Annotated in this window: 12 protein-coding genes and 1 pseudogene; 7 read left to right on the top strand and 6 right to left on the bottom strand. The window is 57.9% G+C overall.

What is annotated here, in order from left to right:
- Nucleotides 1-136: 136 nt before the first annotated feature.
- The gene (locus IPM39_26555; GenBank protein ID MBK8989576.1) at nucleotides 137-1,132 is read right to left on the bottom strand and encodes a hypothetical protein; all 996 of its coding nucleotides are present in this window, start codon (nucleotides 1,130-1,132) and stop codon (nucleotides 137-139) included.
- Nucleotides 1,129-1,320 (bottom strand): hypothetical protein, encoded by a 192-nt coding sequence (locus IPM39_26550; protein ID MBK8989575.1) that lies wholly within the window; start codon nucleotides 1,318-1,320, stop codon nucleotides 1,129-1,131. Before IPM39_26550 ends, IPM39_26555 begins: the two co-directional genes overlap by 4 nt.
- A gap of 1,741 nt (nucleotides 1,321-3,061) precedes the next feature.
- On the opposite strand from IPM39_26550, the pseudogene IPM39_26545 reads away from it, so the two are divergent.
- Nucleotides 3,062-4,402 (top strand): annotated as a pseudogene (locus IPM39_26545) (transposase).
- Between the two features lie 137 nt (nucleotides 4,403-4,539).
- On the opposite strand, the gene IPM39_26540 reads toward IPM39_26545, so the two are convergent.
- The 3 genes from IPM39_26540 to IPM39_26530 all read right to left on the bottom strand — a co-directional run bounded on the left by IPM39_26540 (nucleotide 4,540) and on the right by IPM39_26530 (nucleotide 6,212).
- Nucleotides 4,540-4,707 (bottom strand): hypothetical protein, encoded by a 168-nt coding sequence (locus IPM39_26540; protein MBK8989574.1) that lies wholly within the window; start codon nucleotides 4,705-4,707, stop codon nucleotides 4,540-4,542.
- 190 nt (nucleotides 4,708-4,897) lie between these two features.
- Complete coding sequence (locus IPM39_26535) at nucleotides 4,898-5,122, bottom strand: hypothetical protein (protein MBK8989573.1); 225 nt, start codon at nucleotides 5,120-5,122, stop codon at nucleotides 4,898-4,900.
- Between the two features lie 256 nt (nucleotides 5,123-5,378).
- On the bottom strand, nucleotides 5,379-6,212 hold the full coding sequence (locus IPM39_26530) for an ORF6C domain-containing protein (protein MBK8989572.1): 834 nt from the start codon (nucleotides 6,210-6,212) through the stop codon (nucleotides 5,379-5,381).
- 861 nt (nucleotides 6,213-7,073) lie between these two features.
- Between IPM39_26530 and IPM39_26525 the strand changes: the two genes are divergently transcribed.
- The 6 genes from IPM39_26525 to IPM39_26500 all read left to right on the top strand — a co-directional run bounded on the left by IPM39_26525 (nucleotide 7,074) and on the right by IPM39_26500 (nucleotide 11,390).
- The gene (locus tag IPM39_26525; GenBank protein ID MBK8989571.1) at nucleotides 7,074-7,400 is read left to right on the top strand and encodes a hypothetical protein; all 327 of its coding nucleotides are present in this window, start codon (nucleotides 7,074-7,076) and stop codon (nucleotides 7,398-7,400) included.
- Between the two features lie 185 nt (nucleotides 7,401-7,585).
- Complete coding sequence (locus IPM39_26520; protein MBK8989570.1) at nucleotides 7,586-7,786, top strand: hypothetical protein; 201 nt, start codon at nucleotides 7,586-7,588, stop codon at nucleotides 7,784-7,786.
- A gap of 175 nt (nucleotides 7,787-7,961) precedes the next feature.
- On the top strand, nucleotides 7,962-8,819 hold the full coding sequence (locus tag IPM39_26515; GenBank protein MBK8989569.1) for a hypothetical protein: 858 nt from the start codon (nucleotides 7,962-7,964) through the stop codon (nucleotides 8,817-8,819).
- A gap of 218 nt (nucleotides 8,820-9,037) precedes the next feature.
- On the top strand, nucleotides 9,038-9,745 hold the full coding sequence (locus IPM39_26510) for a hypothetical protein (GenBank protein MBK8989568.1): 708 nt from the start codon (nucleotides 9,038-9,040) through the stop codon (nucleotides 9,743-9,745).
- Nucleotides 9,746-9,965: 220 nt separating this feature from the next.
- The gene (locus IPM39_26505; GenBank protein ID MBK8989567.1) at nucleotides 9,966-10,175 is read left to right on the top strand and encodes a hypothetical protein; all 210 of its coding nucleotides are present in this window, start codon (nucleotides 9,966-9,968) and stop codon (nucleotides 10,173-10,175) included.
- 264 nt (nucleotides 10,176-10,439) lie between these two features.
- Nucleotides 10,440-11,390, top strand: a complete 951-nt coding sequence (locus IPM39_26500) for an ISNCY family transposase (protein MBK8989566.1) — start codon at nucleotides 10,440-10,442, stop codon at nucleotides 11,388-11,390.
- Nucleotides 11,391-11,506: 116 nt separating this feature from the next.
- Here the strand turns inward: IPM39_26500 and IPM39_26495 are convergent, their stop codons facing one another.
- Nucleotides 11,507-11,995, bottom strand: a complete 489-nt coding sequence (locus tag IPM39_26495; protein MBK8989565.1) for a hypothetical protein — start codon at nucleotides 11,993-11,995, stop codon at nucleotides 11,507-11,509.
- Nucleotides 11,996-12,008: the final 13 nt, after the last annotated feature.

The raw sequence follows: 12,008 nt of genomic DNA, 5'->3' as shown, positions 1-12,008 counted from the left end.
TTACTATTCTCCTTGTGGACTGCTTCTAGAGGGCAGGTTGTTATGCGTCAACTGGCTTCTTTGCCAACAGACAATGGGAAACGGGCAACGGCCGTTTTCCCTATCCCAACCACCAAAACCTTAACCGTCCCGATGCTCAGGCAAATCGGGCGAGCAGGGGCTGGAGAGCGGGGTTGGGCCGGCCGTAGCTCACAATTGCCACATCAAGCGGGCACGCTCCATAGCGGCTCACTGCCCGCGCCAGACTGTCGAGAATCCAGCCTGTCTGATTACCAAACACCCCGCCCCCCAACAGCGTCAAAAAGAGAGGGTGACGCCCGTTGGCGTGCAGATTCCAGATTGCGGCGCAAAGCGTGGCCTCATAGGCCGCCTCCAGCACCAATCGGGCAAACGGCTCCCATTGCTCCGGCGGATGGGCGGTATAGGCCACCGGCAGTGCGGCGCAGTACGCCTGGGATACCCGATGGGTGCAGCCGTGGAGGGTGACTTGCGTCTGCCACTGGAGGCCAATCCGCAGGCGTTGGCGCAGGGCGTCGCGGTCGGCATCGTCGGCCTGGCGCAATCCTCCAGAGATTTCCCACAGACCCGCGGCGGTGGCCAGGGCATAGCCGTTCTGCATCCGCCAGAGACGGCCATTCTCGTTGCCCAGCGCCTGACCCAGGTCAGCCAGGCAATCTAGCTGCCGTTCGGCCGTCTGTCCCAAATGCCCGGCGAGCGGGACGAAGTAGTTGCGGTAGATCGTGCCCGCGCCGGTGGCGATGGCGCAAGCGGGTCCCTGGGTGTGGTCCAATTCGTAAAGCCCCACGCCCGCTTCCGGCGTAATCGTCGGGGAGGTCATCTCCAGCAAGTTGAATTGGGAGGCCACCTGGAACAAAGCCCCGGCGTTGGCCGGGGCCAGATGCAGCTTTTGCACGTCAGCTACCACCTCGCGCAGCGTCAACTCGCCCGGTTGGGGAGTGGCCGAGGCGACGCGCTGCCGGAGTTCGGCCAGAGTGGGGAGTTCCAAACGGCCGCAGGCCAGCACCCGGCCATTGACGTGCGAGGTGAGCCACTCGCCATCCAGCGTCAGGTTGCGGCGAACCGCGTCCGGCGTTGTTTCGGGAAAACCCGTTAAGTCAGTAAACCAGGTCATGGGCATACCTTTTTGCTGTCGCTGGTGGAGCGAACGGCCGTTTTCAATGGCGGCGTTGGCGTTTGTGAGATGGGCGCGGCGGCTGTGCTTCCGGCGGGGCCAGCAGTTCGTAAGCCGGGCCATACTGCGGCAAAACGGCCGTTCAGCGGCGGGCGAAAAGGGAGAAACGATGTCAGTAAGGGTTCCATGGCGTCGCCGGCTATGAGGTTGGCCGACGGCCGTTCCTTGCCCCAACCACCCCCGCTGCCGGCGAAATCCGCCTCATCCGGTCTGCGCCAACTGCCGGCGCAGGTCGGTAATCAGGCGGATGACCCCGATGGTATCCTGGTCGGCCGGGTCAGGGTCGGCCGGGCAGCCGGCATAGGCCGCGTCAATCAGCCGACGGGCCTCGCCCCGGTCGCCAAACTCCGCGCGCAGGCTGGCGGCCATATAGAGCAACGAAGCCCGGCTTATCCCCCGCTCGTCCAGCCGCCGGGTCAGCGCCAGCGCCTGTTCAACCTGAGCATCCCCCTGCTCCATCTGCCCCTGATGGCAGGCAATCCTGGCCGCCAACAGATGGCTCTTGGCCGTTTCCGTCAGGTAGTGGGGATGGTCGGCCGGGGCGCGTTCCGCCTGACGCAGCGCTTCCGCCAGATGACGGGCGGCCGTGTCCATGTGGCCGTATTCCATAAACACCAGGGCCAACTCATTGCGATGCCGACCCAACTCCCAACTGTCCCGGCCATGATAGGCCAGCGCCCGGTCCAAAGCCGTGATATAAGCCTGAATCTTGCCCACCTCATCGTCCAACTGACCACAGCAGTTGCCCACCTTCTGGTACAGCAGCGGCAGCAGCGCCGGGTCCTCGGTCAGGGAGATGGCCTGTTCAAAATGACGCCGGGCGCGTTCAAAATCGCCGCGCTGGAAATAATGGACGGCGACCTGGGCATGGTATTGCAGCGCCCCCTCGCCCTCTGCCCCCGTGACCGGCCCCTCCAGGCCCAACGCCGCTTCCAACTCCTCGGCCATGTCCACGTAATACGCCGCCTGGGGCAGTTCGCCCAGGGCCAGCAGGCATTGAATCAGGGTCAGGAGCAGTTGATAGGTCGCCTCATCGGTTGCCGGCAGAGCCGCATCGGTCATGACCTGCACATGGGGTCGCAGTTGGCGCAGCGTGGCCTGGTCCTTCTGGTCGGCGGCCGTCACAACGGCCGTTCTCAGGCTGGAAAGCAGCGCCTCGCGTACTTCCGGGTCCACCGGCGGCCGCGCCTGCCGCCCGGCGGCGGTCAGCAGCAGGCTGTGGGCGTCGGGCTGCGTCACATATCCCTGCGCCGACAGGTCGGCCACGGCTTCGGCCACGGCCACGGCGATGGCTTCCGGCGGGCCAAACGCCGCGTGCAGCAGCGCCAGCGGCACGGGATGGCGGTCATCGAGAGCGGTGAGGAGCTGCAAGAGGACAGTCATGGGTTGGCTGAGCCTGGCCGAGTCAGGCCGGGAGGCAAACTGGGCGACGATGCCGTCGGGCAGAAAAGCGCAGCCTCTCTCTTGTTCCAGCGTTTGCAAGCGGGGTAAATAGCGGCGGATGGTCTCCATCTGCCGCAGTTCCAGCAAGACCAACAGGAACGTGGCGGCCAGCATCGCCGCCTTGTCGTCGGCGCGGGGCAAGGCGGCCTCGACGACGACCGCCATGTGGTTGACGATGGCCGCCAGCCGGGCAGAATCCTGTGCGGCAAGCAGCTGCCTGGCGGTGATCAGGAGGGCCAGTTCGACAGCATCGTGGGTGCGCGGGCTGCGGCTGCGTTGGGCCAGGAAGCGACGGCCGTCGGCCGTCAACCGCACCTGCTCATCGTCTACGCGCCGCAGAAAGCCAATACCGATGAGCTGGTCTAGCAGCTTGTCGGAGAAGATACGTTTCTCCGAACAAAAATGATTTCGGTGTAAACTTTGGGTATGGCAAGAAAATTCAGAACTGCTGATTACGAAAAGACCCTGGACCTGCAAATCACCTTGCGCGATGTCCCCACCCGACCATTTGGCTCGCTTCATTGTCGCTGTCGTCGCCCAACTTGATTTGGGGATCATGTATAAAAGTATAGTGAGGCAGGGTGCGCCACCATACGCCCCGGAAGTGATGTTGGGATTGCTGTTCTACAGCTATGCCAGCGGCGTATTCAGTTCGCGCAAGATTGAACGCGCCACCATGGGTGATTCCCTTTCGTTTCATTACCGGTGACATGCACCCCGACCATGACACGATTGCGGCTTTCCGCCAACAATTTCTGGCTGAACTGAAAGAGTTGTTTGTCCAGATACTGTTGATTGCCCAGGCGATGGGCTATTTGCAATTGGGTAACGTCAGTCTGGATGGCAGCAAAATCCATGCCGATGCGTCCAAGAGCAAAGCGGTCAGTTACCAGCGGCTGTTGGCTATCGAAGCCTATCTGCAAGCCGAAGTCGAGGATTGTTCACTTGGCTGAAGTTGCCGATGGAGGACAACTGCCCGAAGAGATGAACATTCCGATGAGATTGCCCGACGCCAGCAGCAATTGGCGCGGCTGGCCGAAGCCAGAAGGTGCTGGAGGAACGCCAGGCCCGGTATGAAGCCGAGCAAGCCGAATACGAGGCCAAGATGCAAGCCCGGGCCGAAAAGACCGACCCACAGGGAAAAAAGCCGCCGGGCAAACCACCGCAGCCACCCACTCCAGGACCCAGGATAAAGACCAGTACAACTTCACCGACCCCGAATCGCGCATCATGAAAAACGCCACCAACAGCGGCTTTGACCAACATTATAACGTCAGGTAGTGGTTGACCATGACAGTCGTCTGGTAGTGGGCAATTGGTTGTGTGACCATACCAACGATAAACAGGCCGCCCTGCCAACTCTCGACACCGTACCACCAGTCGTGGGTCAGCCGAAAAAGGTCAATTTGGACACCGGCTATTTCAGCGAAAACAACATCGCCAGCTTGGAGCGCGCGGCATTGACCCCATCGCCACCGGTCGCAGCCCACACCATCAGGGTTGGCGTGCCTTTTCCTGGACAATCCCAACCCGCCACCCAATGATGCTTCCGTCAAAGGCAAATGGCTTACAAACTGCAGACCACCCTCAGCAAGCCACCTACCGTTTGCGCAAATCGACGGTTGAACCGGTTATCGGTATCATCAAAGGAAACCTTGGGTTTCCGTCAGTTTTTCTCTGCGAGGCCTGGTTGCTGCCGGTGGCGAATGGACATTGGTTTGTCTGGCTTACAACTTGAAACGATTGCATACCTTGCAGGTTGGTTGATGGGGCGTTATTGCCCCCTGCCTGATGCCCGAAAACGGGCTGTAAAACCGTGCAAAATTCATGGTAATGAGGCCAATATGAGTTGCAAACTGCTTGTCTTGATGCTTTGAAATCGTTATTTGTCTATCATCGGGCCTTCAGAAGATATTTTTCCGACAGCCTGCTAGGGCCGGAGGTATCGCCGCATTGTGGGCGGCATTGGTGGCGGTGAAAAGGACGGCGCGGGGGATGGGTTCGTCCAGCGCCAGGCAGCCGGCGCATTCCAGCAAGGCTCTCATGGGGGGCGTCAGTCTTGGGGTGGTCATGGTTGTTGTCCGCCTGTTTGCATAGGTTCACCTCTGAGAAAGATGATTGCGCCGGCGGCCCGGAGACGGGGAGCATCCACCGCTTGCCCGCCGGGTGGCCATCCTCGTTTGGCCGTGACTGTGCCGTCGGCATGGCGACGGCCGCTTACCTACCATCGTTATCGCGCCAGCCGCCGCCAACGGCCGTTCCTCACCCTTCACCCAACCCTGGACAATCGCGGGCAAAAGCCACCAGCAACGTTGTGTACCCGGCCTGGACTTTCTCGCCGCAGCGGGTGCAAGTCGTTTCACGGACAAAAAGACCCGGTTGGGTGACACGCCGCCAGGGGCCTAAGCGATGGCCGCCGGCCGCTGCTCGTTCCTCGGCTTCTTTGATATGACGTTGTAATTCGGCCTGTTCTCGTTCGTTCGCCATGATGGTCTGTTTTGTCGTGAGATGATGGCTGGTGGAATGGGTCAATTGTCAACTGTCAATGGTCAACGAGGGAGACGGGCACTGTGATTTCTCTCAGTGTCGGCCGTTGCTCTCGTCATGATTGACGGAAGGTGTACCTGCCAACGGCTGATGGGGCAAGGATGGGCGGCGGCGTGAACGGCCGTTTTGCTCCCCAGCTTATGCTCCTGGACAAAGGGGAAAATTCCTCCCACGCAAAGAGCCGGTTGGACGGCCGTTACCCTTCAGCCTCAGCCGCGCCTTTTTTGCCGGCCTGCTTGAGAGAGAGCAGCCAGTTATCCAGGAAGGAGACGGCCGTTTCGTAGGCTTTCAGCGGGATGGCCTTGTAGCTCGTCACGCCCACTTCATCCCCCAGGGCGGCATAAACCGCCTGAAAATGTGTTTTACCCGGGTCGTGCTTGCTCATCTCATTGGCGATGAGATTGACGCGCCGTTTAACCTCCGCTGCCTGTTCCTCGGTCAGTTTACCCGCCCGGACCTGCTGCTCAACGGCCGTTACCCGCCGGGTCAAATTTTGCACCACCAGCGCCGCCCGGTCCAGCCGTTCGGCATTGGATTGCGCCAGGTACTTTGTGGCCAGCATCTCTCTCGTCGTGGCGGCAATGACCAGGGCCATGTTGTGCAGTTGTACTAGAGGCTCATCACTGTCGCCGGCAGGTTGTACGGCCGTATTCTGGCCGATAAAGGCATCGGCTAAAATCCGGTAGCATTCTCGCTGGTAACGCAGCAGCGGTTCCTTAATGTCTGGCCTGACACGTGATGCATCCATTTTAAACAACCAGCCATTCAAATAATCCAGGGGCAGGCAGACAGCCTGCTGTTGACCGCCAGGGGTATTCATGGTGAATACCCCTTTTACTTCCGAGAGGATGGGATCGCGGCTGATCCGGTTGCTTTGGCTGGGCCAGGAAACACCTAAGTTCTGGCATATCGGCCGAATCGGGATGTAAACCATTCCGTCATGGGTGATAACGGCCGTGATTACATCCCCGTAAAAATCGATGTCTCGCTGGTCCAGCGGGACCAATGCTTTGTCATCCTCATGGCTCATATTTCACCTGCCACTCTGCTCGTTTCAACTTCTGATGGCCCAGGATTATAGAACGAGACGCCGTGCCCTACCACTTCCCAGAGAGCCGAAAAACAGCCCTTACCGCCAGCGCCGGTTAAACGATGTAGGATCCCACAGTTTTTGGGACTGGAAGCCCCTAAAATCGCCCTTATCCCACAGTTTTTGGGATTGGCATCCCGAAGTATTTGGGACAAACCTACCGTTATCCCACAGTTCTCGGGACTGCCCGATCTGCCCCGCCCAGTACAATCCCAGAGTTCTTGGGATTATCCTCACTAGTGAAAACAGGCTGCCAGAGAGAATTTCTATCGAATAGGGTTGTCTCAGAAACTTCGAGACGAGAATCCCAAAAACTGTGGAACAGAATCCCAAGAATTGTGGAACGGATCCCAAAAACTTTGGGATCCTACAAAACACCTGGAAAGCCGGATTTCTGTCCCGTAAAGATTGGAACTGGCCTATTTTAGTCCCGTAAAGATTGGGACTGGCCTATTTTAGTCCCGTAAAGATTGGGACTGGCCTACGGGATAACTGAATCTCTGGCTAAACACCCTACCCCGTTTGAGTTGTGCCTGCCTCTGGTAGAACGCGAATTTTCGCGAAGATTGCCAATCTCAGTCCCAATCTTTACGGGACCAGTCCCAATCTTTACGGGATCCTACAGGATCCTACAACGTCACCTGCCCTCTCCTCGACGCACCCCTATGCGAAGCACTCGTTCTCTTTGTTGCAGCTTGTTCGGGTCATCCCAGACAAAACAGCCTACGGCTGTAGGTGGGTGAGAACGGGCTGGCATTGGGTCGGTCCGATAACAAACCCATTGAACAAAAGGAGACCTGTATGCTAAACGAACGAATCTTCAGCCTCATCACCCGCCTCATCTACGGCCGTTGGGCGCGCCACTACGACGAACACCACAGCCCTTACGAAGACAGCATGATGGCCAGCCTCGGCCCCTTCCGCCTGAGCGCCAACGACTGCTTCGTCCTCGACCACCGCGACGCCGGCGTCAGCCTGACGCTGCCCCTGCCCGGCGGCAAGCTGCACCTGAGCTACACCGTCTGCCTGGGCGAAGAGCCGATAAGGCAATCTGGCTGGGCCGCCTGGTGGCAGCGGCCGTACCGCCCCACCCCGCCGACCGCGTCGGATGAAACATTTCCGTTGTAGGCACACGGCCGTCAGGCCACCCAACCAAACATACCCCATATTATATATAGGAAGAGAGGCAGTCCATCGCGGGCTGCCTCTTTTGCGTTTCTAGTAGCTAGAGCTAGAGCGAGAGCGAGAGGAAGAAGAAGAGTTCTTGCCTCTTCATCTAGCTCTAGCTCTCGCTCTCGCTAAGGAGGATACCGATGAACAAACCAGACCCGCAGAAAGTAATCGTTCTCAAACCCAACCAGCGGCGGCTGCCCGGCGGACGGCGCGAGAAGAAGGTCGGCCAGGCACGGCCGCAGTGGGAACCGCACCAGAGCGACCAGGCCCTCGATGCCTGGGGTACAGCCCTGCGCGTCCTGCGCGAGCAGGGGCATGATTTTTCGTCGCCGGTTCCGTGAGGGAGAGGGGGAGACTGGGAGACGTGGAGAACGGGAGACTGGGAGAGGGGGAGAATGGGAGCGTAGCGGGTTTTTATTGGTCTGGCCGGGTGTCCGGTCGGAGAAACGAGAGAAGCCGGTTGAGGTCATGACTCAACCGGCTTCTGTGTCTACGGCCATAGGAGGGCCGAACCAAATGTATACGCATTCTAATCTAGAAACACGTCAGACACAAGTGGTAGATGTATTGGAAACAACCTCCCTGCCCGTTGCGGCGGTGGACGGTGGTGGTGGAGGGCCGATGGTGCGCGAGATAGAACTGGCTGAGTTGCGGCAGCGGGCTGGCGGGCTGGCGCGGGAGTTGGGGCAGCAGTATGGGTTCAACGGCCCGGAGTGGCGCACCCACTGGTCGGACATGACCCAGACGGCGCTCTTGGCTTTCCTGGAAAACAGCGACCAACCGCTTTCCTACGCTTACGCCTGCGCCCGTACTGCCTTGAAGAACTACGGCTGGGTCCACGTGCGCGGGCTGAACGGCGGCTGGAAATCGTTGGTCGCCCGCGACTACACCGTGGTGGACACCGCCGACAGCATGGACGACGACGAGACCGGCGACGACAACTTGTCCTGGCGGCTGCGGCAGGCGCACCACTGGGACATGGTTCCCCGCCCTGTAGAGTGGGCGGTGCTGAACCGGGAAGAGGGACCGCCGCCGGAGGTGGCCGACCTCTTCCGCGACCTGCTCATCACTCTGGTGGGCATGAGCAGCGAACGCTGGTATCCGGAGCAGATGTACCGCGGCGCGCTCATCCTGGCCCTGCGGCTGACCGGTCATCTCTGGGAGGAGGTGTCGGCGGCCGTGGGCGACCTGGAGTGGGATTCGCTGGTCAAGATTTACCAGGAGTACCGCCACGACTTCCTGCTGCCCTTCGCTGAACTGGCGCCGTTGGGCCGGGAGGTCATCCGGCTGCGGGGCGAGATGCGGGTGCAGTGGTTTGAGACCTTGAGCGAAGGCTGCAGCAATTCTAAATGTAAAACTTGCGAACAGAAGTAGATCGCGCTATACCATCACCAAAAGCCAAAAAGGGGTGATGTGATGGGAAAAAGAGCGCAAGTGAGTCGGTTTATCCAGCATCTGGGCGAGTTGACAGAGAAGATGCCTGACAAGCGGGCTGGGCGGCATAACCAGATATATGCTTTGCAAGACGCGGTACGCGGCGCCTTCTCTATCTTTTCATGCAAAGCGCTTCTTTTCTGGCGCATCAACGCCTTATGGCGCAAAAGCGCGGGCGGAGTAATCTGGAAAGCGTGTTCCAGATGTCGCGCATTCCCACTGACAATCATATCCGTACCCTTTTGGATGGCGTGCCAGCCAGCCATTTTGCGGGAGCCTATCAATGGCTTTGGCAGCAGTTGGTGGCTGAGGAGAAGTTGGCCGGATTTCGGGCATTAGGGGGGCGGTTGCTAGTTGGTATCGATGGCATTCAATTCTTTAGTTCGACAAAGGTGCATTGCCCCCAATGCAGTCAGCAAGTGCGCGAAGGTGTCACCCACTACCATCATCGGGCATTGACAGCTTTGGTTGTTCATCCTGAGCAATCGGCGGTGCTGCCTCTGGCGCCGGAATTCCTGCTGCCACAGGATGGCAGTGATAAACAGGACAGCGAACTGGCGGCTGCCAAACGTTGGTTGCCGCAGCAGGCCACCTGGCTGCAACAACAGAAGGCGGTCATCCTGGGAGATGACTTGTTCAGTCATCAACCGTTCTGTGAGTTGGTGCTGATTTACGGGCTAGACTTCATTCTCGTGTGTAAGCCCAGTTCGCACGAGACGCTCTATGAGTGGGTCGCGGCTATTGAGCGAGGGGCAAGCTGCCTGAAATTAGTCGTCGCGTCTGGAACGGTCGTCACGGGGAAATCTGGCGGTATCGGTATCTCAATGATTTACCGCTGCGTGCGGGTGATGATGGTCTTCGCGTGAACTGGTGCGAGTTGACGATTACCCATGAATTGACTGGCGAACGCCTTTATCAAAACAGCTTTGTGACCAGTTTACGCCTGGACGCGCCTCTGGTCCAAGCTGTCACTCACGCTGGACGCGCCCGCTGGAAACATGAAAATGAGGACATAATGTCCTGACCACCCACGGCTATCATATTAAGCACAATTTTGGTCATGGGCAAGAACATTTAGCGACCGTCATGTTCACGCTTAATCTACTCGCCTTTTTCCTGCACACCTTTCTGGAGTTGGTGGATACGACCTACAAACGGATTCGTGCTGCTCTAGGTGCGCGTCGCACCTTCTTTGAGGATGCCCGGTCACTGATGCGTTGGCAAATCTTTGAAAATTGGGAAGCCCTGATTCAATTTATGGCCGAGGGTCTAGAGTTAGAACCCGCCCCTGACTAACTGTTTCGTTTCTTACGATTGGGCCATTGTTATTGGATGCTCACAAGTCGCCTCGGCAGAGAGGTGGCTAAATGCCGCGTTGCTATCATCTGGGTAATTACCTGGTTTTGAGGTCGTTACTGTACTCGGAACCGTGCCACATAACACTGCACTTTAATCTGATTAGCGCAGAGTGCGACTCCTCGCTGATACATCGGCATTGCGCCGCTATTTTCCCGATACCCGTTTTCTACATTTAGAATTGCTGGGGCATTAGGGGGGCGGTTGCTAGTTGGTATCGATGGCATTCAATTCTTTAGTTCGACAAAGGTGCATTGCCCCCAATGCAGTCAGCAAGTGCGCGAAGGTGTCACCCACTACCATCATCGGGCATTGACAGCTTTGGTTGTTCATCCTGAGCAATCGGCGGTGCTGCCTCTGGCGCCGGAATTCCTGCTGCCACAGGATGGCAGTGATAAACAGGACAGCGAACTGGCGGCTGCCGAACGTTGGTTGCCGCAGCAGGCCACCTGGCTGCAACAACAGAAGGCGGTCATCCTGGGAGATGACTTGTTCAGTCATCAACCGTTCTGTGAGTTGGTGCTGATTTACGGGCTAGACTTCATTCTCGTGTGTAAGCCCAGTTCGCACGAGACGCTCTATGAGTGGGTCGCGGCTATTGAGCGAGGGGGCAAGCTGCCTGAAATTAGTCGTCGCGTCTGGAACGGTCGTCACGGGGAAATCTGGCGGTATCGGTATCTCAATGATTTACCGCTGCGTGCGGGTGATGATGGTCTTCGCGTGAACTGGTGCGAGTTGACGATTACCCATGAATTGACTGGCGAACGCCTTTATCAAAACAGCTTTGTGACCAGTTTACGCCTGGACGCGCCTCTGGTCCAAGCTGTCACTCACGCTGGACGCGCCCGCTGGAAACATGAAAATGAGGGACATAATGTCCTGACCACCCACGGCTATCATATTAAGCACAATTTTGGTCATGGGCAAGAACATTTAGCGACCGTCATGTTCACGCTTAATCTACTCGCCTTTTTCCTGCACACCTTTCTGGAGTTGGTGGATACGACCTACAAACGGATTCGTGCTGCTCTAGGTGCGCGTCGCACCTTCTTTGAGGATGCCCGGTCACTGATGCGTTGGCAAATCTTTGAAAATTGGGAAGCCCTGATTCAATTTATGGCCGAGGGTCTAGAGTTAGAACCCGCCCCTGACTAACTGTTTCGTTTCTTACGATTGGGCCATTGTTATTGGATGCTCACAAGTCGCCTCGGCAGAGAGGTGGCTAAATGCCGCGTTGCTATCATCTGGGTAATTACCTGGTTTTGAGGTCGTTACTGTACTCGGAACCGTGCCACATAACACTGCACTTTAATCTGATTAGCGCAGAGTGCGACTCCTCGCTGATACATCGGCATTGCGCCGCTATTTTCCCGATACCCGTTTTCTACATTTAGAATTGCTGCTAATGCCCGAAATCCGGCCAACTTCTCCTCAGCCACCAACTGCTGCCAAAGCCATTGATAGGCTCCCGCAAAATGGCTGGCTGGCACGCCATCCAAAAGGGTACGGATATGATTGTCAGTGGGAATGCGCGACATCTGGAACACGCTTTCCAGATTACTCCGCCCGCGCTTTTGCGCCATAAGGCGTTGATGCGCCAGAAAAGAAGCGCTTTGCATGAAAAAGATAGAGAAGGCGCCGCGTACCGCGTCTTGCAAAGCATATATCTGGTTATGCCGCCCAGCCCGCTTGTCAGGCATCTTCTCTGTCAACTCGCCCAGATGCTGGATAAACCGACTCACTTGCGCTCTTTTTCCCATCACATCACCCCTT

Origin of the sequence: Candidatus Leptovillus gracilis, assembly GCA_016716065.1 — a bacterium.
Lineage (GTDB): Bacteria > Chloroflexota > Anaerolineae > Promineifilales > Promineifilaceae > Leptovillus > Leptovillus gracilis.
The sequence above is the reverse complement of the archived record's forward strand: the minus strand, read 5'-3'. Positions and strand labels throughout refer to the sequence as shown.

Coding starts and splice junctions, on each gene's coding strand:
- IPM39_26530 (MBK8989572.1), bottom strand. CDS start 6,212: ATGAGCCATGAGGATGACAAAGCATTGGTCCCGCTGGACCAGCGAGAC.
- IPM39_26495 (MBK8989565.1), bottom strand. CDS start 11,995: ATGGGAAAAAGAGCGCAAGTGAGTCGGTTTATCCAGCATCTGGGCGAG.
- IPM39_26550 (MBK8989575.1), bottom strand. CDS start 1,320: ATGGAACCCTTACTGACATCGTTTCTCCCTTTTCGCCCGCCGCTGAAC.
- IPM39_26510 (MBK8989568.1), top strand. CDS start 9,038: ATGGCGCAAAAGCGCGGGCGGAGTAATCTGGAAAGCGTGTTCCAGATG.
- IPM39_26520 (MBK8989570.1), top strand. CDS start 7,586: ATGAACAAACCAGACCCGCAGAAAGTAATCGTTCTCAAACCCAACCAG.
- IPM39_26540 (MBK8989574.1), bottom strand. CDS start 4,707: ATGACCACCCCAAGACTGACGCCCCCCATGAGAGCCTTGCTGGAATGC.
- IPM39_26515 (MBK8989569.1), top strand. CDS start 7,962: ATGTATACGCATTCTAATCTAGAAACACGTCAGACACAAGTGGTAGAT.
- IPM39_26525 (MBK8989571.1), top strand. CDS start 7,074: ATGCTAAACGAACGAATCTTCAGCCTCATCACCCGCCTCATCTACGGC.
- IPM39_26555 (MBK8989576.1), bottom strand. CDS start 1,132: ATGACCTGGTTTACTGACTTAACGGGTTTTCCCGAAACAACGCCGGAC.
- IPM39_26505 (MBK8989567.1), top strand. CDS start 9,966: ATGTTCACGCTTAATCTACTCGCCTTTTTCCTGCACACCTTTCTGGAG.
- IPM39_26535 (MBK8989573.1), bottom strand. CDS start 5,122: ATGGCGAACGAACGAGAACAGGCCGAATTACAACGTCATATCAAAGAA.